Source organism: Bradyrhizobium sp. CB3481 (assembly GCF_029714305.1).
Taxonomy (GTDB): Bacteria; Pseudomonadota; Alphaproteobacteria; order Rhizobiales; family Xanthobacteraceae; genus Bradyrhizobium.
Genome location: NZ_CP121647.1, coordinates 2,630,078 through 2,650,340 on the forward strand (window position 1 = coordinate 2,630,078; position 20,263 = coordinate 2,650,340).

General features: G+C 63.4%; 17 protein-coding genes. 6 read left to right on the top strand and 11 right to left on the bottom strand.

What is annotated here, in order from left to right:
- Positions 1-97 precede the first annotated feature (97 nt).
- The 3 genes from QA643_RS12525 to QA643_RS12535 all read left to right on the top strand — a co-directional run bounded on the left by QA643_RS12525 (position 98) and on the right by QA643_RS12535 (position 5,930).
- Entirely contained in the window at positions 98-1,678 is a 1,581-nt protein-coding gene (locus tag QA643_RS12525; RefSeq protein WP_283033463.1) for a DNA polymerase Y family protein, read from the top strand.
- Positions 1,675-5,121: an error-prone DNA polymerase gene (locus QA643_RS12530; RefSeq protein ID WP_283033464.1), complete on the top strand. Its 3,447-nt coding sequence runs from the start codon at positions 1,675-1,677 to the stop codon at positions 5,119-5,121. The genes QA643_RS12525 and QA643_RS12530 overlap by 4 nt, the downstream gene beginning before the upstream one ends.
- A gap of 257 nt (positions 5,122-5,378) precedes the next feature.
- Positions 5,379-5,930 carry a hypothetical protein gene (locus QA643_RS12535; protein WP_283033465.1) on the top strand — a complete coding sequence of 184 codons (552 nt, stop codon included), beginning with the start codon at positions 5,379-5,381 and terminating at the stop codon, positions 5,928-5,930.
- A gap of 122 nt (positions 5,931-6,052) precedes the next feature.
- Here QA643_RS12535 and QA643_RS12540 read toward each other — a convergent pair whose 3' ends face one another.
- The 8 genes from QA643_RS12540 to QA643_RS12575 form a co-directional block, all read right to left on the bottom strand.
- Positions 6,053-7,099 (bottom strand): efflux RND transporter periplasmic adaptor subunit, encoded by a 1,047-nt coding sequence (locus QA643_RS12540; protein WP_283033466.1) that lies wholly within the window; start codon positions 7,097-7,099, stop codon positions 6,053-6,055.
- Between the two features lie 29 nt (positions 7,100-7,128).
- A complete protein-coding gene (locus QA643_RS12545; RefSeq protein ID WP_283033467.1) occupies positions 7,129-7,827 on the bottom strand; it encodes an ABC transporter ATP-binding protein in 699 nt (232 codons plus the stop codon).
- Positions 7,824-8,957, bottom strand: a complete 1,134-nt coding sequence (locus QA643_RS12550) for an ABC transporter permease (RefSeq protein ID WP_283033468.1) — start codon at positions 8,955-8,957, stop codon at positions 7,824-7,826. Before QA643_RS12550 ends, QA643_RS12545 begins: the two co-directional genes overlap by 4 nt.
- Positions 8,958-9,000: 43 nt before the next feature.
- Positions 9,001-10,203: an acyltransferase gene (locus QA643_RS12555; RefSeq protein ID WP_283033469.1), complete on the bottom strand. Its 1,203-nt coding sequence runs from the start codon at positions 10,201-10,203 to the stop codon at positions 9,001-9,003.
- A gap of 352 nt (positions 10,204-10,555) precedes the next feature.
- Entirely contained in the window at positions 10,556-10,771 is a 216-nt protein-coding gene (locus tag QA643_RS12560) for a hypothetical protein (protein ID WP_283033470.1), read from the bottom strand.
- 413 nt (positions 10,772-11,184) lie between these two features.
- Positions 11,185-11,646: an MgtC/SapB family protein gene (locus tag QA643_RS12565; protein ID WP_283033471.1), complete on the bottom strand. Its 462-nt coding sequence runs from the start codon at positions 11,644-11,646 to the stop codon at positions 11,185-11,187.
- An 81-nt stretch (positions 11,647-11,727) separates the two neighbouring features.
- Complete coding sequence (locus tag QA643_RS12570) at positions 11,728-12,645, bottom strand: hypothetical protein (RefSeq protein WP_283033472.1); 918 nt, start codon at positions 12,643-12,645, stop codon at positions 11,728-11,730.
- A gap of 295 nt (positions 12,646-12,940) precedes the next feature.
- Entirely contained in the window at positions 12,941-13,213 is a 273-nt protein-coding gene (locus QA643_RS12575; RefSeq protein WP_283033473.1) for a PilZ domain-containing protein, read from the bottom strand.
- Between the two features lie 351 nt (positions 13,214-13,564).
- On the opposite strand from QA643_RS12575, the gene QA643_RS12580 reads away from it, so the two are divergent.
- On the top strand, positions 13,565-14,104 hold the full coding sequence (locus tag QA643_RS12580) for a heme-binding protein (RefSeq protein ID WP_283033474.1): 540 nt from the start codon (positions 13,565-13,567) through the stop codon (positions 14,102-14,104).
- A 137-nt stretch (positions 14,105-14,241) separates the two neighbouring features.
- Here the strand turns inward: QA643_RS12580 and QA643_RS12585 are convergent, their stop codons facing one another.
- From QA643_RS12585 to QA643_RS12595, 3 genes are all read right to left on the bottom strand, one after another.
- On the bottom strand, positions 14,242-15,762 hold the full coding sequence (locus tag QA643_RS12585) for an ABC-F family ATP-binding cassette domain-containing protein (protein WP_283033475.1): 1,521 nt from the start codon (positions 15,760-15,762) through the stop codon (positions 14,242-14,244).
- Between the two features lie 342 nt (positions 15,763-16,104).
- A complete protein-coding gene (locus QA643_RS12590; RefSeq protein ID WP_283033476.1) occupies positions 16,105-16,875 on the bottom strand; it encodes an SDR family oxidoreductase in 771 nt (256 codons plus the stop codon).
- 258 nt (positions 16,876-17,133) lie between these two features.
- A complete protein-coding gene (locus QA643_RS12595; protein WP_283033477.1) occupies positions 17,134-17,421 on the bottom strand; it encodes a hypothetical protein in 288 nt (95 codons plus the stop codon).
- A 56-nt stretch (positions 17,422-17,477) separates the two neighbouring features.
- Here QA643_RS12595 and QA643_RS12600 point away from each other — a divergent pair, with 56 nt between their 5' ends.
- Positions 17,478-18,872 carry a CoA transferase gene (locus QA643_RS12600; protein ID WP_283033478.1) on the top strand — a complete coding sequence of 465 codons (1,395 nt, stop codon included), beginning with the start codon at positions 17,478-17,480 and terminating at the stop codon, positions 18,870-18,872.
- Positions 18,873-19,016: 144 nt separating this feature from the next.
- On the top strand, positions 19,017-20,261 hold the full coding sequence (locus tag QA643_RS12605) for an efflux RND transporter periplasmic adaptor subunit (protein WP_283033479.1): 1,245 nt from the start codon (positions 19,017-19,019) through the stop codon (positions 20,259-20,261).
- Positions 20,262-20,263: the final 2 nt, after the last annotated feature.

A 20,263-nucleotide genomic window follows, 5' to 3' on the forward strand; every position in this document is an offset into this window, starting at 1 on the left:
TTCCGTTTCGAGTCTCGCTGCTTGCGACACGACCGGTGCGCTCCCTCCCCCCTTGCGGGGGAGGGCTGGGGAGAGGGGTAAGCCACAGACACCGCCGTTGCCGCCACCCCTCTCCCTAACCCTCCCCCGCAAGGGGGGAGGGAACAACAGTGGTGCGCCGGTTGATACCTCCAGCCACACGACCAGTGCGCAAACTTACCCCACCGTCGTCGTCGCCAAGCAGCACAATGCCATCCTGATCCATTCGCTGGATGAGGCCGCCGTCCGCGCCGGCCTTTCGATCGGCCTGCCGCTCGCCAATGCCCGCGCGATCTGCCCTGAAATGACGGTGTTCGACGCCGATGAAGTGGCCGACCGCAAGACGCTCGAGGACATCGCCGACTGGTGCGATCGCTTCGCGCCGCTGGTGGCGCTCGATTCTCCATACGGGCTCTATCTCGACATCACCGGCTGCGCTCATCTGTTCGGCGGCGAACGCGCGCTGTTGCAGATCGTCATGGGCGCGCTGAGCCACCGCGGCTTTACGGTTAGCGCCGCGATCGCCTCCACCGCGATCTGCGCCCGCACGCTGACGCGGCACGCCTCCGGAAAGATCGTCGCCGACGGCGAGGAGGCGGAAGCTGTCGCGCCACTGCCGGTCTCCGCGCTCGGCACTGAAGATGCCATCATCGCCGGTCTGCGCCGTGCAGGATTGAAGACCATCGGCGACGTCGCCTTGCGTGCGCCCCACGAAATCACCGCGCGGTTCGGCGCGGCCTTTACGGCACGGTTGCAGCAGGCGCTCGGGCAGGGCGATGGGCCGATCAGCCCGCGAAAGCCGCTGCCGGATTACATCGTCGAGAAACGTTTTCCCGATCCAGTTGCCACCGACACCGTGATCGCGATGAACCTCTTGGCGCTGGCTGCCATGCTGGTCACGGCGATGGACAAGCAGGGCAAGGGCGCCCGAAAGCTGGAAGCAAGTTTTTTCCGCACCGACGGCGCGGTGCGGACGATTTCAGTTGAAACCGGACGTCCGGTGACGAAGCCTGAGATGATCGACCGCCTGTTCCGCGAGCGGTTAGAGGCGCTCAACGATCCTCTCGATCCCGGCTTCGGTTTCGATCTGATCCGGCTTTCCGCCAGCCGCACCGAAATCGTGGTGCAGCAGCAGCGCGACCTCGACGCGAACGTCCATGACAATGATGAATTGTCCGCGCTGATCGACCGTATCGCCGCGCGCATCGGGGGAAAACGCGTCGTAGTGCATCTGCCCGCCGATACTCACATTCCCGAAAGCGCCGTGCTGGCGGTCGCTGCGCAGCATCATCTCGCCGCGGCGACGCAGGCAGCATGGCCCGAACGCATCGAGGGCGAGCCGCCGCTGCGTCCCTTGCGGCTGTTCGAAAAGCCAGAACCGATCAAGGTGCCTTTCGCCACCGTGCCTGACGGGCCGCCGCACCAGTTCACCTGGCGGCGCGTGACGCACGCGGTGGTGCGGGTGGAAGGACCCGAGCGGATCGCCATGGAATGGTGGAAGCCAAACGGCGACGGCCCGACGCGGGATTATTTCCGCATCGAGGATGAAGCCGGCCGGCGCTTCTGGATTTTTCGCGGCGGTCTCTATGACAGCGAGCCGGCGGATGAGGAGGGCGAGCCCGCGCCGGTCAGATGGTTCGTGCATGGGCTGTTCGCATGAAAAACTTTGTTCCTGCTTATGCCGAAATCGGCATCACCAGCAATTTCTCGTTCCTGCGTGGCGGCTCCGATCCGCGCGCCTATGTGCATCAGGCGAGCGAGCTCGGCATTCCCGTCATCGGCCTCGCCGACCACAACACGCTGGCCGGCGTGGTGCGCGCCTACAAGGAGCTCGAGAATCCCGAGGTCAAGCACGCGCCAAAGCTCCTGATCGGCGCGCGGATCGTCTTCGTCGACGACACGCCCGATATTCTGGTCTATCCGCGCGACCGCGCTGCCTACGGCCGGCTCTGCCAGCTACTCACCCGCGGCAAGCGCGGCAACGACATCAATCGGATCGAGAAGGGCGAATGCCATCTGCGGTTCGAGGATCTGCTCGACTTCGCCGAGGGGCAGCTTCTGGTGCTAGCGCTGCCGCACCGTTTCGACGCAGAAGGCGCGCAAAAGATTCTGGAACGGCTAAAGGCGAGCCGCGCCGATGGCGTCTGGCTCGCCGCCAGCCTGCTCTACCGCGGCGACGATCGGCGCCGCCTTGCGCATCTGCACCATATCGCGCGCGCCGCCAAGGTGCCGCTGCTCGCGACCAACGAGGTGCTGTACCACAATCCCGCCCGCCGCAGGCTGCAGGATGTGCTGACCTGCATCCGCGAGAAGACCACGATCGACGCCATCGGCCGGCGGCTGGAGGCCAATGCCGAGCGCCACCTCAAGCCTGTCAGTGAAATGGCGCGGCTGTTTCGCGATCTTCCCGAGGCTGTTGCCGAAACCATGCGCTTTGCGAGCCGCATTTCATTCTCGCTCGACCAGCTCAAATACCAGTATCCGGACGAGCCGGTGCCGCCGGGCAAGACCGCACAGCAGCATCTGGAAGATCTCACCTGGGCCGGCGTCGACAAATATTTCGGCGGGGTGATCGATGACAAGCTGCGCGCGACCTTGCGAAAAGAACTCGATCTGATCGCCGAATTGAAATACGCGCATTATTTCCTCACCGTGCATGACATCGTGCAGTATGCGCGCAGCCAGAACATCCTCTGCCAGGGGCGGGGCTCGGCGGCGAACTCGGCCGTGTGCTACGTGCTCGGCGTCACCTCGGTCGATCCGACCAAGGTCGATTTGCTGTTCGAGCGCTTCATCTCCAAGGAGCGGCTGGAGCCGCCCGACATCGACGTCGATTTCGAGCATTCGCGGCGCGAGGAGGTAATGCAATATGTCTACCGCCGCTACGGCCGCCACCGCGCCGCGATCATTGCGACCGTCATCCATTATCGCCCGCGCAGCGCGATCCGCGATGTCGGCAAGGCGCTGGGGCTGACCGAGGACGTCACCGCGGCGCTTGCCGACACGGTGTGGGGAAGCTGGGGCAAGGGCCTCAACGAGATGCAGGTCCGCCAGGCCGGGCTCGACCCGCAGAACGCCATGGTCGAGCTTGCCGTGGAGCTCGCCACCGAGCTGATCGAATTCCCCCGCCATTTGTCGCAGCATGTCGGCGGCTACGTGCTGACGCAGGACCGGCTCGACACCTATGTGCCGATCGGCAATGCCGCGATGGATGACCGTACCTTCATCGAATGGGACAAGGACGACGTCGACGCGCTGAGCATGATGAAGGTCGACGTGCTCGCCCTGGGCATGCTGACCTGCATCCGAAAATGTTTTGACCTGATCGCCGGCCACAAGGGCAAGCGCTACGAACTGGCTGACATCAAGGCGATCGACAACGACGATGTTTTCAAGATGCTACAGAGGGGGGAGTCCCTCGGCGTGTTCCAGGTCGAGAGCCGCGCGCAGATGAACATGTTGCCGCGCCTGAAGCCGAAGACGTTTTACGATCTCGTCATTGAAGTCGCGATCGTGCGGCCAGGTCCGATCCAGGGCGACATGGTGCATCCGTATCTGCGGCGGCGGAACGGCAAGGAAAAGGTTAGCTATCCGTCGCCGGCGCCTGACCAAGGCCCGGCGGATGAACTGTACCGCGTGCTGCACAAGACGCTCGGTGTGCCGCTGTTTCAGGAGCAGGCGATGCGGATTGCGATCGAGGCGGCCAGGTTCACCTCCGAAGAGGCCAACGGCCTGCGCCGTGCGATGGCGACCTTCCGCAATGTCGGTACCATCGGCAAGTACGAAGACAAGCTGATCGGCAACATGGTCGCACGCGGCTACGATCCCGATTTCGCCAGAAGCTGTTTTGAGCAGATCAAGGGTTTCGGTAGTTACGGCTTTCCGGAAAGCCATGCCGCGAGCTTTGCCCAGCTCGTCTATGTCTCGTCATGGCTGAAGCATTATCACCCGGACGCGTTCTGCTGCGGCCTGCTCAATTCGCAGCCGATGGGCTTTTACGCCCCTGCGCAGATCGTCGGCGACGCCCGCAAGAACGGCGTCGAGGTCCGCGAGATCGATGTGTCCTACAGCTTTGCGCAGAACACGCTGGAGGAAGGGGACGGCAAATACTGCGCGGTGCGCCTCGGCTTCCGCCAGATCGACGGGTTTCATTGGCTCGATGAGGATGAGGAGAGGTTGAAGCGAATGCAGGCGTCATTCCGGGGCACGCGAAGCGTGAACCCGGAATCTCGAGGTTCCGGGTTCACTGCTATCGCAGCGCCCCAGAATGACAACATAGAAAGAGAGCAAGACTGGGCCGACCGCATTGTCGCCGCCCGCAGGCGCCGACCCTTCACCTCGCTTGAAGAGTTCGCCCGCGACACCGGCCTGCCGAAGCGCGCGCTGATCCTGCTCGCCGATGCCGATGCCTTCCGCTCGATCGGGCTCGATCGCCGCGCGGCGCTGTGGGCGGTGCGGCGGCTGCCGGATGACGTGCCGCTGCCGCTATTTCAGGCCGCGGTCGCCCGCGAGCAGCCCGACGAGAACGCAAAGCCGCTGCCACAGATGCCGCTGCCGGAGCAGGTGGTCGCCGACTACCAGACGGTCCGCCTGTCGCTGAAGGGCCACCCGATGGAGTTCTTGCGCGAGATGTTTACCCGGGAACGTGTCGTTCCCTGCAAGGACGTCAACCACAGGAACGACCGCCGCCGTGTCAGTTGCGCCGGCGTGGTGCTGGTGCGCCAGCGGCCGGGCAGCGCCAAGGGCGTCGTCTTCATGACGCTGGAGGACGAGACCGGCATCGCCAATATCGTGGTGTGGCCGAAGGTGATGGAGCAGTATCGGAAAGAGGTGATGGGCGCGCGCCTGATCCTGGTCGAGGGCTATATCCAGAGCAGTCCGGAGGAGGTGACGCATCTGGTGGCGCAGCGGATGTTCGACCGCTCCCACGATCTGATCGGCCTCGCCAATGATGCGCTGAGCCGCAAGCCTCCGGTGCCGGCAGGGGCAGCACTAATCGAGCCACTCAACGACGATCGCCGCGACCACGCCGATACGCCGGCCCAGAAAATCCGCCACCCGCGCGACGTCCGCATCCTGCCGCCGTCACGCGATTTTCATTGAGCTTGCGGAACGTGCCTCGTCGCTACAATCGATACGATTTTAATTGACGTTCTAAACAACCTGAAAGAGACGATCGCTTACGATCATCGCGCAGCCGGGTCTGACGTAGCGGGTGACACTTGCAGTACTTGGAATTGTCGCGAAAATCCCGCGGTCTCGTCGTGGCAAAAAAGCCGGACCGAAATCCCTCCTACGCCGATCTCATTGCACTCTGGCTATCAACGAACAGAAACGTTGATGGGCTCTGGGTGGGCACCATGGAAGATGAGCCCTATCCGGGCTTGCGTCGCGTCGAGGATGCGCTTCAACTGCTCAAACGCCACGACCCGCTCAACTATTTACGAGTCACCCGTAATCTCGACCGAATATGGGTGCGTCTGATTCCAAGCGCTGAAGCGCACTATGAAAGGACATTGAACGCTTGCATCCTTGATAAGCGTTACCTTCTCAAGGAAGAGATGACGCTCGATCGGATAACTTCCACCATCGTCCATGAAGCGACTCATGCAAGGCTCGAACGATGGGGAATCATCTATGAAGAGGAGAGCCGCTATCGGATCGAAGCCATCTGTCTCCGGCGCGAACTGAACTATCTCGCAAAGCTACCAGATGGCGGTCCTTTACAGGAGGAGATCGCAAGCACACTGGAGTGGTGCGCCACGGATCGGGACTATCTCTCCGATGCAAGCTTTCGAGACCGCGAAGACCAAGGTCAGGTTGAAACATTGCGCTACTTGAATGCACCGGACTGGATCGTCAGATTTGCGATGTGGCTCATCCGGAGACGACGGGCAGGTACTTCCGGATGAGTTTCGCGAGGAGGCGATGGCGGCCGCGATTTGTTGAAGCTCCGCGATCAGGGGGAGCGCTGGTTTCACGATGCACTCGCGCTTCGAGTTCCCGAGTCCGCAGCGGGACGAAACACCTTCCTTCACGGCGCGGCGACCTTGTCGGCACGGAAATAGACATCGGCCTTCATGCCGATCGTGAGGTCTCCCGGCACCGTCAATCCGACCACGACCCGGACGACATCAACGTCGGATTGATTGCGCGATCCGGGCGGATCGAGCTGGCCGGGCTCGATCAGCGGCGCGACCGACGAGACGCTTCCTTCGAACTCGCGGCCGGGAAATGCCGTCGCCCGCACGATCACCGGCTGGCCGACCCTGACTGCGCCAATATCGCGTTCGTCCAGTTCCGAGCGCACGCACAACGCAGAGAGATCGGCAAGCTGCAGCGGTGGCTGCGGCGAGCCCGGCGAAACTGCCTCGCCCTCCCGCACATTGACCTGAAGCACGGTGCCGTCGATCGGTGCGCGCACCGTCATCTTGTCGAGGGCGGCACGCGCCACGGCGTATTCCGCCCGGGCGATCGTCAGCTGCCCCTCCAGCGAAGTGGGCAAAGCGTCGTCATCGATGGTGCGAAGCTCCCCTTGCCGCGTTGACAGCTCGTTCTGGGCGCGCGTCAACGCCAGCCGGGCGGCGGTCAGGTCTGCCTCCGAGCCGGCCTTGGTTCGAAGCCGCGCGGCAGCCCGATCCACTGCGGATCGCGCGTCGTATAGCGTTCGCTCGGCGTCGGCCACGGCATCCTGGGCCTTGCGCCGTGTTTTGGCGCTGCCGGTCGCGGACCTTTCGTCCCGCGCACGCTCGCGCATGGCGACCTGCGCCTCCGCCGCTGCGAGCCGCGCGCGCAGCTCATCGTCGGCCAGCTGGATCAGCGGCTCGCCGGCAAACACCTTGTCATTGGCCTTCACCAATACCTTGTGAACCACCCCGACGACCGCCGCCGAGACCTTGATTTGACCGGAGCAGGCTTCAACACGCCCGGGCGCAACGGCTTGCCAGCGCTTTTCCTGCGGCGTGGCGGCCGACGGGCCCCACATCGCCGGATTGACCGGGCCCATCGCTGCGATCGCAGCCAGCACGCCGCCGACTGCGATCAGGGCCAGGACGGCCACGGCTATCCGGCGCTTCGACATGAATAACGGTCCTCCAGCCTTTCACACATTCATTGCAGTTTGCCGCGCTGCTCATCAATGATCCGTCCATCCTCGATATGGACGACGCGATCCGCAAAAGGCAACAGCCGCGGGTCATGTGTCACGATCAGCACGGCGCGTTCGCGTTCCCTGGCGACTCCAGCGAGTATTCTCATGATTGCCTGACCGTTCTCGCCATCGAGCGCGGCGGTCGGCTCGTCGGCAAGAATGATGGACGGATTTCCGACAATGGCCCGGGCGATCGCGACGCGCTGTTGCTCACCGCCGCTGAGTTCACGCGGATACGCCTTTATCTTGTGGGTCAGGCCGACTTCGGCCAACGCCTCACGCGATCTCGCTCTCGCCGCCCTCGAGGGCTCGCCGCGGACGTCGAGCGCCATCCTCACATTGTCGGTCGCAGACAGGGTTGGAAACAGATGAAACGACTGGAAGATGAAGCCGACATGCTCGCGCCTGAGACGAGCCAGATCCTCGGGCTCAGCGCCCGCAATTGCGTGTTGGCGGATGCGAACCGTTCCGGCCGTCGGCGTCAGCATGCAGCCGAGAATCGACAACAGCGTGGTCTTGCCGCTCCCGGAGGGGCCCATCAGCAGTGTCAGCTCGCCGCCCTTGAGCGCCAGGCTGACGCCCTTGAGCGCCGCCACTTTCGCAGCGCCGGTGCCAAGATCCTTCGTTACGTTCACCGCCTCGAGCAATGGTTCGGTCATCGCGTGAACACCATGGCCGGGTCGATGCGCGTGACCTGAACGATCGCAGCAATGGATGATCCGATGCACATGACGATGGTCAGCACAAACAGGCCGCCAACCAGCCAGGGCGTGATGACGATCGGGAGCGCAGTCGCCGCCGTTATTCGCACGACGACGTCGCTGACGAGCGCGGCGATCGAGAAGCCGATGATGGCGCTGAGTAGTGCCTGCCAGACGATCACCTTGTAGATATATTCCCGGGAAGAGCCCATGGCGCGCAGGGTGGCAAATTCGTTCAGGTGCTCTTTCGTGCTGGCATAGAGCGTCTGGGCGACGACGACGGTGCCGACGATCACGCCGAGCAGGGCGCCTGCGAACAGCGCCGCACCGGCGCCGGTGCTGAATAGCCAGAAGGTGCGGCTGCGGTCACGAAACTCGGCCGAGGTCAGAATTTCGACGTCAGTGATATCGGACGTCAATTGACGACGAACATGATCGAGATTCGCATCGGCGGTCAGGCGGATGAGAAGATAGGTGGCTTTGCCGGGCGGAACGCCCGTGTGCGTCCGCGCGCGATCGACGTCCATGAAAACGAATGGAGTGGTGGTGAATGAGCGGATGCCGCTCGTCACGGCCGCCACGCGCACGGGCTGCTGCCGGATTTCAGCGGTCGCCCCAACCCCGGAGATTCCAAGACGATCGAAATAGCTCCTGTCGACTGCGACCGCTTTCGGGCTCGACAGCGCCTCGATCTGGCCGTCCACCACGTCCCATGGCTGCAGGCCGCCCGTCCGCAGATCTGAACCGACGACGAAAACCGGCGTCATCGCACCGCTCGGCATGCGCCAATCTGCAAATCCGATCACCAGAGGGATGACGTCGGCCACGCCGTTGATGGCAAGCGCGCGATAGCGATCACGTGTGTTCAGCAGGGACGGATCCTCGAAGCACTTCGTTCCGCGTGGCATGATCCAGAGATCGGCCGAGGCGTGGTCGATCATCGTCGTCACCATGCGCCCAAAGCCGAGATAGAGACCCATCTGGATGGTCACCAGAACGATGGAAAACACGATCCCGATCACCGTGGCCGTGAGCCGCAGCCGGTCATGAAATAAATTCCGGAAGGCGAGGGTGAAAACCAATGGCATGCTGTTGGGGCTCGATTACCTTGTCCGTAATGCGGTTCGCTCTTCATGCGCCGCGCGCTTCCCGTACGGTCTCGCGCGGTCGCAGGACGGGCAGCGCGCCGCCGAGTGCAGCGGCCATGGACCAACTCGCGATCAGCGTCCCGCAGAATACGATCACGGCCTTGCCGATTGCAAACAAGCCGATGCCGAGCAGCGCGTATTGCAGCCAGACGGCGAATACGTAGTGGATCAGATATATGCGGTAGGCATTGGCCGAGAGACTGTCGAACGCCCGCGCGCGCCAATGCGCAAAGCGCAAGCAGATCGCCAGCGAGCAGAGACAACTCGTCGCACATGCGACGGCAAAACCTGTGCCTGTCGCCAGTTTCGCGGCGAGGGGAGCATTCTCCCAATCCGGCAGTGTCGCCGACGTCGCCGCAGCCCACAGCAGGAAGCTGGCAAAAGCTGCGGCGAGCCATACGATCCAGCGCTGCGCCAGAATCCCGTCGGGGCGGAGCAGGCCACGATCAAGGCCATGCGCCCCGACCGCCATGCCGGCTAGGAAATAGGCGAGATAGTGCAACGGGCGGGTGGGCTGAAAAGCCATCGGGCCGACATTGATCCATGCGAACGGAGAATAAGTCAGCAGCAGGGGAATGTAGGCCGCTGCGGAGATAGCGGCAAAACCGGCGCCGAACCGCACCGGATTCTCATCCGCGAGGGCCGCCAGCCGAGCAAGACGGAAATTCCATCCCGGTATGAAGCGGTGGATGCCGGCCGCGAGAATATTGAACGCGACAAGCTGTCCCAGGAACCACTGCGGTCCGCACGGCCAGAACGGCAGCGCGAGCCAACTTTGCCAAAAGGCGTCGAGGCCGGGATCGACCGCCGTCGTGCGATAGGCGGCGTAATAGGCAAGCGGCGAAAGAAAAATCACGGCCAGCGCCATCGGCAAGCCGATACGCAGCAGGCGGTCGGACAGGAATTTCCGGCTTCCCTTGCCGGCCAAGCTCGACGGCACGAACAGGCCGGAAAGGAAAAACATCAGGCTCATCAGGCCGACGTCCTGCCAGGCGCAGAACAGGTCGAAGCCGAACCAGCGTTGACTATCAATGATCGGAAAAGCCAGCCACAGATAAGGGGGCTGGTCGAACGGATATGGGGTGGGCGGCAGGAATGCGAGGTAGGGCAGCACCGAATGGAAAGCCAGCACGATCAGGATGACAGCGGCCCGAAGATTGACTAGGGCAAGACTTGAGCTGCTCATCCGTGAGGCCTCGTACCAACTCTGGGGATACGCACCAGAGAGGGCCCCGGTTCCACATCGGAAACTCGTCCTTGATTATTTCGCCTGCAATTCGCCGCTAAGGTGACGATTTGGCGGCGTACCCCGCGGAGTGCTTGCCGAGGGGAGCGCCCGATGAGCTGATGGGGTAGTGGGGTAGCTCAGCACCGGAGTCCTGCAGTTGCACTGCAGCAACTGCTAGCGGCCACGCCGACGCTTAGCCGGCGTTTGCGCGGTACGGTTTTGACTGGCTAGGGGCAATGCCGGTCGTCGGGCGAGCCAACGCACAGCTGCGCGCGAGGGATTCCTCTCGGTTGGTCCGCCGTCTTCGGGCCTACCAGTAGATCAGTCCCCTCGGCACCGTTCCGGCGCCACTTTTCGTAAACATGGCTGCGAGCCGCTGCTTTTCAGCGCAATGTGCAGCCACCGCATCGTAGAGCCTCGCCTCCATGAACGGGACGTGTTCCTTGCTGGTCGACGCTGCATCGGCGGTCGCGGATACCAGCGCACTAATCTGGCGGATCAGCAGATCGTCTATCGATGGCTGCATAACCTTCTCCTTCGATCTCCATTCAACAAGATGATTCCTGATTGCGGCTCACCGCAAGCCCGCAGATCCTGGCTGCGACAGATTGCTCGACTTCATCGAGTGAGGGTGACCCTGCGCATCTCCTGCAATCGAGCCAGACAATATTCCCGGTAGAGCATGTCGATGAGCGCCCGCATGATCGACTCCAATGTCTGATCAGGGGGCAGGCTACAACGGCTTCGTTTCCGGATCTCTTCGCCGGCTGGGAAAATGGCTTCGTGCCGGCGAAGGAACATTTCATGCCGCCCCCGGCGACGAAATACCCTCACGGTGCGGTGACTGTTACGTATCCCGTGCGCTGATTGTTCGTGCGGCGTTGAACCCCGCGTGGGCCGCTGCCGGTACGATCCAACCGCGACTCACCGGGCCGCCACTCAATCCTTCTTCTCCTCGCTCTCGCCGTCCTGGCCGATCTGCAGATCGCGCTCTTCCTTCACCAGCGTGAGCAGCCGCAGCGTCAGGAAGGTGAAGGCCGCGATCGTCACCGCGACGTCGTAGCTGCCAAGCCCGACGGCAACGCCGATTGCACCTGTCGCCCACAGGCTGGCGGCCGTCGCCGTACCCTGTACGGTGGTGCCCTGCTTGAGGATCGCGCCGCCGCCGATGAAGCCGATGCCGGTGATCACCCCTTCGATCACCTTCGACATGCCGTCGGGAGAATTTACCATCAATTGTTCGCTGGCCTGCACGAAGCCGCAGCTTGCCAGCGCGACCAGCGGAAAGGTGCGAAGGCCGGCGCTGCGCGCGCGCTTCTCTCGGTCCCAGCCGATCGGAACGGCGAGCGCAAAAGCTGCCGCCAACGCGACAAAATGAACGCCTATTTGAAACCGGTCCAAAGCCTGCCCTTTGAAATGAAAATGCCGCGCAATCTGCGGGTAACGCGGCAGCGCGGCGTAAAGTTTCAGGGCAGGTTGTCGCTACCGATGGCTGCCGCCGCCAGGCACGCTCGATACTTCACTGGCGATCACGGCATCGGTTCGGTAATGCGGCAGGTGATGCTGGAGCGAATAGAACACGCACAGTGCAAGGCTCGACCAGACCGCCAGGCTGAAATAGAGCGCCATCCAGGTCATCTCTTCCTTCCACTCGGCGTGGTCATGCGTCACCACCCAGCGCGTCGCCACGTCGCGCAGGCCCTCGCGCGGCGTCAGGCGCTTGTCGCCGTCGGCGTCGCCGGTGCGCCAGCGCTTGAGGTACATCGGCACGTCGATCGTCATCAGAAACGCCAGGAAGCAGGCGATGCCGGCGATGGCGACGATGAGGATTGCGCGCACGATGCCGGTGAACTCCGGCAGCAGCCGGCACAGCGCGACGCCGATGGCGAAGAAGGCGACCGCCCACAGCGAATTCTCGATCGCGTTGCCGAGATAGTTTCGGGTCAGCACCGCATACCATGACAGGCATTCCGCGATCAGGATCAGCGGCACGATCAGCCATGCGACATTCACGACGGTATCCGCGCCGGTCATGGTGCCGAGATGATGCAGGATGATCGCCCACTGCACCACGAAGCAGACCTCGGCAACCGTCGCCACCGAACGGCCGACCATGACGCTCGACAGCCAGGTGTCGAACAGGCAGATCCGCTGCACATCCGCGCGCGGCAGGAGCGAGCGGAAGGCGCAGCCGAACACATAGGCCGCGCAGAACAGCAGCATGATGCCGATGCTCGATGAGCTGCCGGCGGTCCCGGCCGGCGCCACCGGAAGCTCGCGATAGAGCACGAACCAGACGGCGATGTTGACGCCGCTGACCAGGGTCAACAGGCCCCACCACCGGGCCACAGGGTTCGACCAGGCCAGGGAACCTGACCGTGCCTGCCATTCCAAGCTCATTCGCCGCTCCGCTGTAATCGAACTGACATTTAACTGTAATAATACAGTCATGTGTCGAGGCCAATCACGATGAGAGCAGGCGGGCAATTATGACAGTCGGGGCCTTCATCCTTCGAGACGCGGCGAATACGCCGCTCCTCAGGATGAGGGTCTAAGACCAATGCTTGCGGAAGAATTGATGGTTGCCGCGGAATAATTGGCTCCCCTCATGGTGAGGAGGCGCGCTAGCGCCGTCTCGAACCACGAGGCCACGGAAGGAGCCACAGCGCTTACGCAGCGGCGAAGACGCGCCCTGTCAGGCCAGGAACTTCACGCCGTAGGTCTTTCCCCGGCGCCAGACCACTTCGCAGGACTGGCGTGTCGAATGTTCGGGCACCAGCGCCAGTTCGAAGCTGTCCCTGATATCGAACGCGGCGTCGGTCACGATCTTGGCGCCGCCGGGCGAGACGTCGAGGACGATGCATTCGATCTTCGTCACCCCGTTGTCGATCGTCATCCATGTCGGCCGCTTGCGCAATTGACGCCGCGGCTCGCGCTGCACCTTTGTCCTTTGTTCGTCGACAATCATGTCCTGCCCATCCGTCGTTTGACCCAGTCGGCTGGGTCGTCGAAGCGGGCCTCATAGTGAATGCAACTTCGTAAAGTTCCCTTAGCCTATTGATTCAAATTGACCGCTTCGATTGGCGAGGTTGTAAGCCCTGCACGCGCAACCAGGCTGGCCCGGTTTACGTCCGGTTGGCATCGCCGGACGCCGACGATTTCGCAGCTGCAGAAAGCTGCCCGCAGTGCGCGCAGACCGCGCGTCCGAATGCAGTTTCAACCAACCCGGAAAACGCCTACTGTCTGCGGCAGCCCGGGACGGCATGGGGGAAGCCCGGCGCAACAAAACCAACACCCTCAAATCACTTGGGAGGAAGTCATGCGTCGGAATAGTTTGGCGATTCTTGCGGCATGCGCCGCGGTAACTGTCTGCGGTCAGGCTGAAGCCCAGCAATCGGCCCCGCCGCCCGCGCCGGCGGTGCCCGACCAGATGCCGTTCGATGTCCCCTATGGAAATTCGATCACCGTCGATCGCGCCGCCGAGGTCGTCAAGGCAGTGCTTGCCGAGGCCACCAAATCTCCGCGCAACTGGAAGCTCGCGATTTCCGTCGTCGATACCCATGGCGAGCTCGTCTACTTCTACAAGATGGACAGCACCCAGCAGGCGTCGGTGGTGATTTCCCAGAACAAGGCGCGCACGTCGGCTCGCTATCGACGCCCGACCCAGAACATCAACAACGTGCTGCAGACACCAGCCGGCGCCTACATCATCACATTGGAGTCGCCTCCGCCAGCCGGATCACCCGGCGGCTTTCCGCTGATCGAGGGCGGCAAGATTATCGGCGCGATTGGTTGCAGCGGCGCTACCGGCGACCAGGACGCGGTGGCCTGCAAGGCCGGCGTGGAGACGATCAAGTAGTTTCATCATTCCGGAATCGTAGGGTGGGCAAAGCGTAGCGTGCCCACCATCTATCAGCGACTCCTGCTGCTTGATGGTGGGCACGGCGCAAGCGCGCCTTTGCCCACCCTACGGCCGCCTGCACACGACACATCGCCTCACGCACCGGCCGCGGCGAAGAACGCCTCAGGCCCATCCACCTCGACCAGCCTCTTCCTTTCGATCAGCCAGAACCGGTTGCCGACCGCACGCACGAAACTGCGGTCATGCGACACCAGAAGACAGCTTGCCTGGCGGCCGATCAATTCCTCCTCCAAAGCTTCCTGTCCTTCGATGTCCAGATGGTTGGTCGGTTCATCGAGCAGGTAGAAGTTCGGTTCAGCCAGCCGCAGCAACAGCATGCCGAGGCGGGCCTTCTGTCCGCCGGAAAGCTGGCCGATCGGGCGAGCCTGCATTTCCACCGAGAGGCCGGCGCCGGCCAGCAGCGTGCGCGCCCGCTGATCGCCGACCGCGAACCGGGCAGCGACCGTGCGCATCGGCGTATCGTTATCCCTGAGATCGGCGAGGGCCTGGTCGCCGTAGCCGAGAACCAGCGACTGCGTGGCCTTGATGCCGGCATGCACTGCGCCCGGATTCTCGATCGCCGCACGCACGAGGGTGACAAGCCGGGTCTTGCCGGCGCCGTTCGCCCCGAGCAGCACGATACGGTCTTGCTTGCAGATGAACTGTTTGCCGGTCTTGAATAGCAGTTTGCCGTTCGGCGTCTCGACGGCCGCATCGTCCAGCGTCACCAGGACCTTGGCGTGGGTGCCGCGATTGGCCAGCCGGATTGTGCCGGCCGAGCGTTCGAGATGCGCGGGCTGCGCCGTGTCTTCGAGCTTTTCGGCGCGCGCTTTCAACTGCCTCGTCTTCGACAGCAGCAGGTCGCTACCGGAATTGATGCCGATATTGTTGAGCTTGGCGGCCTGCTGGCGAAGCTTCTGCGCGGTTTTCAGATCGTTTTGGTAGCGCCGCTCGTCCGATGCATCGGCTTCGCGGAGCGCGGCGCGTGCCCGTGTGTAGGGCAATGAATACGCCTGCGACTGCTCCGGACGCAGGAACAGCGTCCGGTTCGTCGTCGCATCGAGAAAGGCGCGGTCATGGCTGGAAATCACGACCGGTATCTCGCGCGGCAGCGCATTAATCCAGTTTTCGAGCTGGCCGATCCGGGCGAGGTCGAGATGGTTGGTCGGCTCGTCGAGCAGCAGCACGTCGGCGTCCATCATCAGCACGCGGGCGATCATCGCCAACCGTTGCCAACCGCCGCTCAAATGCTTCAACGGCTTGTCCCGCAGCGCATCGGGCACGCCAAGCGAATCGAGTACAACATCCACCCGCCAGCGTTCGTTGGCGCGTTCTTCACCGGACAATAGATCGAGCACGGCGGCATGGAGCGGCATATCCAGCAGCGCCATTGGCACGTTCTGCTCGACATGGCCGACGGTCAGCCCGCGCGAGCGGATGATCTCGCCTTCGCTGGCCTCCATGGTAGCCGCCATGCAGCGCAGCAAGGTGGACTTGCCGCGGCCATTGGCGGCGACGAGCCCGATCCGGTCGCCGGGATTGATCGTCAGGTTAAGCCGGGAAAACAGCGGCGCACGCAGCGTCACGCCGAGATTGCGGAGGGTGATGAGCGTCATGATCGTTCTCTGGTCCTGCCGGCGAGCACGACGTTCGGTGGCCAGCGGCCATCATCGAACGTCGGTGTCGAAGCGCGGCGGTTGATTGAAATGCGGGCGCGAATTCAAGAGGCGCGACACCGCACGGCCACGAGGGCAGACCAGAAAGACGTTTTGCCAGAAGACGTTTTGCCAGAAGACGTTTTTGGAAAATTGTCTGGTCAGCCCTGCAAACGCATTTGCAGGGCGTGACCCGGGCCATGCTGGCGATAGTGCCGGAAAAACGTCGTCATCGCACGGCCCTCCTTTCTTGATGGCATTAGACTAGCGAGGCCGAGAGCGAACGGCAAGCCAAAGCCGTGGCTAGAAATTCACCCGGTTCGAAATCGCGCCGTCGACGACGAGGTTGGAGCCGGTCGTGAAGGAGGAGGCGGGGCTCGCCAAAAACACCGCCGCGTTGGCGATCTCCTGCGGCGTTGCCATCCGGCCGGTCGGGTTGCGCGCCAGCGCATCCTGGTAGCGCTTGGGCATGTCGCGCTCGACCATGTTCCAGACGCCGCCCTTGAAATAGACCGTGCCGGGCGACACCACGTTGACGCGGATTTTCTTAGCCGCGTGCTGCCGCGCCAAGCCCTTGGCCATATGGATCAGCGCCGCCTTGATCGGGCCGTAGGAGCTCGCGATGTCGGCCTGCGCGGCCGAGATCGACGAGATGATGATGAAGGCGGCATCGCCGGTCTTGCCGCCGCTCGCCTCGAGAAACGGCCGTGCCGCCTCGAACGCATTGACCGCGCCGAGCACGTCGAGCCGAAAGTTCTGCTCCCAGGAGGCGGGATCGCCGCCTTGCGCCATCGCGCCGGCGTTGGAGAACAGCATGTCGATGCTGCCGAGTTCGCCGGCCGCATCCGCGATCCATGCCTTCAGCGCTGTCGCATCGGTAAGATCGAGCGGTGTTCCGGTCGCGCGCACGCCCTTTGCCTTGAGCTCGGCAACGGTGGCCGCGACCTGCTCGGCATTGCGCGCGCAGACGGCGACGCCTGCGCCTTCGCCCGCCAGCGTCTCCGCAATCGCTCGTCCGATGCCGCGCGTGCCGCCGAGCACGATGGCGTTTCTGCCTTTCAAACCCAAATCCATTTTTGTTTTTCCTTGTGTGAGTCCACACGCATTGTAGCGGCGAAGGCCATCGAAGCGCAAACCGCGTGGGCAGTTCATGTTGCGAGATTACAACGTCAAACTCAGTTGTCGTCACCCGCGAAGGCGGGTGATCCAGTATTCCAGAGACGTCAGTAATTGAATCGAGAAGTCGCGGCGTACTGGATCCTCCGCCTGCGCGGAGGATGACAGTCGAATTGTGCGGCACTATCTCGGCGTCATTGCTGCGTTCGCAATGGCTCACTCCGGCGCGGCGCCTACCGGCGGGCCGCCGGGCGGGCGGTGCAGGAAGGTGATGGTCGCGTAGGCGCCGAGCCAGGAGCCGAGGGCGGCGAAGGCGACGTAGACCCAGTTCTCGGTGTAGCTGATGACGGCGTAGGACGAGAGCAGATACCAGATGCTGCTCCAGGTCGCCGCCGGCACGCGCTTGCGCGCCACCACCGCCGAGGTGAACATGACATAGACCGCGTCCGTTGCCGCGGTCGCAAGCAGAACGGCTCCTGCCGTCAGGGGATCGATGGCAGCCATTGCAACTCCTCTGGAGCTCGGGCAGAGCTTTTGCAAGCTAGGGAAGAGACACGCCGATGCAAAGCCCCCGCGAAATCCTTTCCGATATCTGGACCTCCGTCGGCGGCGAGGCGTCCGCGCTCGATGCCGTCACGCTGACCGGCGAGGAGCCGCAACTGCCGTCCTCGTTTCGCGTCGCCGCCGCCGCGCAGGTCAGCATCGCGGCAAGTGGGCTCGCCGCGGCCGAAATCTGGAAAATGCGGAAGGGGCAGGCGCAGGAGGTCGCTGTCGATATGCGCCACGCCGTGGTCGAGTGCCGCAGCGAGCGGTATCTGCGCGTCGATGGCAAGCCGCCGCCGCCGGCCTGGGACGCCATCGCCGGCGTCTACAGGGTCCGCGATGGCTTCGTTCGGCTGCACACTAATTTTCCCCACCACCGTGACGCCGTCTGCAAGGTGCTCGATTGCCGGGCCGACCGCGAGGCGGTTCAGGTCGCGCTGATGCAATGGGAGGGCGAAGCGTTCGAAACCGCCGCCTATGCGAATGGCGGCGTCGTCGCCTTCATGCGTTCGCAGGACAAATGGTCGGCGACGCCGCAGGCGAAAGCGCTCGCCGGATTGCCGCTGATCTCGATCACGAAGATCGGCGAAGCTGCGCCAAAGTCCTGGCCGCCCGGCGAGCGGCCGCTGGCCGGCATCCGCGTGCTCGATCTATCGCGCGTGATCGCAGGACCGGTGGCCGGGCGGACGCTCGCCGCCCATGGCGCCGACGTGCTGCTGATCTCCGGTCCCGAACTGCCGGCAATCCCTTGGCTCACCATCGACACCGGCCGCGGCAAACTGACCAGCTTTGTCGAGCTCAAGAACGAAGAGGGGCGGGCGGCCTTGCGCGAACTGCTGGCGGCGGCCGACATTTTTTCGCAGGGCTATCGCCCGCGCGCGCTCGCACGCCTCGGCTTCTCGCCGGAAGATGCCGCGCGCATCAGTCCCGGCATCATCTATGTCACCTTGTCGGCGTACGGTGCCGCCGGGCCGTGGGCGGAGCGGCGCGGCTTCGACTCCTTGGTGCAGATGGCGACCGGATTCAACCATGCCGAGGGGCAGGCCGTGGGCATCGATGGTCCCAAGGAGTTGCCGGCGCAGATGCTCGATCACGCCACCGGCTACTTCATGGCGTTCGGCGCCATGATGGCGAAAGCGCGTCAGGCGCGTGAAGGCGGCAGTTGGCACGTCCAGGTATCCTTGGCGCAGACCGGACGCTGGCTCTGGAATCTCGGACGGATCGATGGCGGGCTGGATACCCGGGATTTTACGGGGGAAACGGTAATGCCTTTTATGGAGGCGATGGATTCCGGCTTTGGTGCGCTGCGATCGGTCAGGCATTCCGCGGTTCTGTCAAAAACCCCGGCATTTTGGGATCGCCCGGCGATGCCGCTCGGCAGCCATTCACCGCAATGGCCCTCCTGCGAATGAGGCGGTCATCCGTCATTCATCCGCATTTCTCCAAACTTTAACCTCACCGCGAACCCGGTTTCGATTTTTAGGTTGTCTAAATGCCCAATTGCGCACTATTAGCGGATAGGTGAGGCAAAACGTCGCTGAGTGGCCCGGGCCAAAATGCTGAACGAATTTACAAAGCGCTGGCAGCCGCTTAGTCGGAAGCGTTGGGCTATGATCCTGACGCTGGTCGGCCTTGCAGGCGCGGGCGTCTACGGCTTCTCGAAGATCGGGGGCACCAAGGCCGGGCATTCCGAAATTTCGAGCCAGTCCCGCAAAGGACTCCAGCGCTACGCGCCGAGCCCCGCGGAATGGGCCAGCCTGACCATTCAACCCGTTACCGAACGCGGCTTCCGCGCCGAGCACGTCACCGAAGGCAAGATCGCGATCGACGAAGATCGCTCGACGCCGGTGTTCTCGCCCTATGCCGGCCGCGTCACCCGGTTGCTCGCCAAGCCGGGCGACAGCGTCGTCAAGGGCCAGCCGCTGTTCGTGATCGAGGCCGCCGACAACGTTCAGGCACAAAACGATTTCATCGCCGCGATGACGGCGATGAACAAGGCGAAGTCCGCGCTCGATCTGGCGCAGTTGCAGGGCCAGCGCGCCAAGGATCTGTTCGAAGGCAAGGCCGTTCCGCTGAAGGATTATCAGCAGAGCCAGGCAACCCTGATCCAGGCGCAGAACGACCTGCGCTCCTCGGAAACGGCGCTGCAGGCGGCGCGCAACAAACTGCGCCTGCTCGGCCTCACCGACGAAGACATCGCGACCTTCCAGGAGAAGGGCCGCATCAACCCCGAGATCACCATCTTCGCGCCGATCGCCGGCACCGTGGTCCAGCGCAAGATCGGCCCCGGGCAGTACGTCAACGCCGGGGCAAGCGATCCCGTCTACGTGATCGGCGACCTCTCGACCGTCTGGCTCACGGCCTTCGTCCGCGAAAGCGACTGCGCCAACGTCGCGATCGGGCAGGACGTGACCTTTAACGTGCTGGCGCTGCCGGGACGCTCGCTGACGGCGCGGATCAACTATGTCGCCACCGCGATCGATCCGGCGACGCGGCGCCTTTTGGTACGCGCCACCATCGACAACAAGAACGGCACGCTGAAGCCCGAAATGTTCGCCAATGTCACGATCTATTCGGCGAGCGACCGTCCGGCGGTCGGCGTGCCGAAGCAGGCGCTGATCTATGAAGGCGACCAGGTCCGGATCTGGGTCGCGCATCCGGACAAGACCATTGAACTGCGTCAGATCAAGCCCGGCCTCACCAATGGCGAACTCGTCGAGGTGGTCGGCAATCTGAAGCCCGGTGAGCAGATTGTCACCAAGGGCGCCCTTTTCATCGACCGTGCCGCGTCCGGCAGCTGACC

Excerpts from the sequence above, each read along its gene's own strand:
- QA643_RS12540 (WP_283033466.1), bottom strand. The coding sequence starts at position 7,099 with ATGTCGAAGCGCCGGATAGCCGTGGCCGTCCTGGCCCTGATCGCAGTC.
- QA643_RS12570 (WP_283033472.1), bottom strand. The coding sequence starts at position 12,645 with ATGAGCTTGGAATGGCAGGCACGGTCAGGTTCCCTGGCCTGGTCGAAC.
- QA643_RS12605 (WP_283033479.1), top strand. The coding sequence starts at position 19,017 with ATGCTGAACGAATTTACAAAGCGCTGGCAGCCGCTTAGTCGGAAGCGT.
- QA643_RS12575 (WP_283033473.1), bottom strand. The coding sequence starts at position 13,213 with ATGATTGTCGACGAACAAAGGACAAAGGTGCAGCGCGAGCCGCGGCGT.
- QA643_RS12550 (WP_283033468.1), bottom strand. The coding sequence starts at position 8,957 with ATGCCATTGGTTTTCACCCTCGCCTTCCGGAATTTATTTCATGACCGG.
- QA643_RS12595 (WP_283033477.1), bottom strand. The coding sequence starts at position 17,421 with ATGGCTGCCATCGATCCCCTGACGGCAGGAGCCGTTCTGCTTGCGACC.
- QA643_RS12585 (WP_283033475.1), bottom strand. The coding sequence starts at position 15,762 with ATGACGCTCATCACCCTCCGCAATCTCGGCGTGACGCTGCGTGCGCCG.
- QA643_RS12555 (WP_283033469.1), bottom strand. The coding sequence starts at position 10,203 with ATGAGCAGCTCAAGTCTTGCCCTAGTCAATCTTCGGGCCGCTGTCATC.
- QA643_RS12545 (WP_283033467.1), bottom strand. The coding sequence starts at position 7,827 with ATGACCGAACCATTGCTCGAGGCGGTGAACGTAACGAAGGATCTTGGC.
- QA643_RS12535 (WP_283033465.1), top strand. The coding sequence starts at position 5,379 with ATGGAAGATGAGCCCTATCCGGGCTTGCGTCGCGTCGAGGATGCGCTT.
- QA643_RS12530 (WP_283033464.1), top strand. The coding sequence starts at position 1,675 with ATGAAAAACTTTGTTCCTGCTTATGCCGAAATCGGCATCACCAGCAAT.
- QA643_RS12590 (WP_283033476.1), bottom strand. The coding sequence starts at position 16,875 with ATGGATTTGGGTTTGAAAGGCAGAAACGCCATCGTGCTCGGCGGCACG.
- QA643_RS12560 (WP_283033470.1), bottom strand. The coding sequence starts at position 10,771 with ATGCAGCCATCGATAGACGATCTGCTGATCCGCCAGATTAGTGCGCTG.
- QA643_RS12580 (WP_283033474.1), top strand. The coding sequence starts at position 13,565 with ATGCGTCGGAATAGTTTGGCGATTCTTGCGGCATGCGCCGCGGTAACT.
- QA643_RS12600 (WP_283033478.1), top strand. The coding sequence starts at position 17,478 with ATGCAAAGCCCCCGCGAAATCCTTTCCGATATCTGGACCTCCGTCGGC.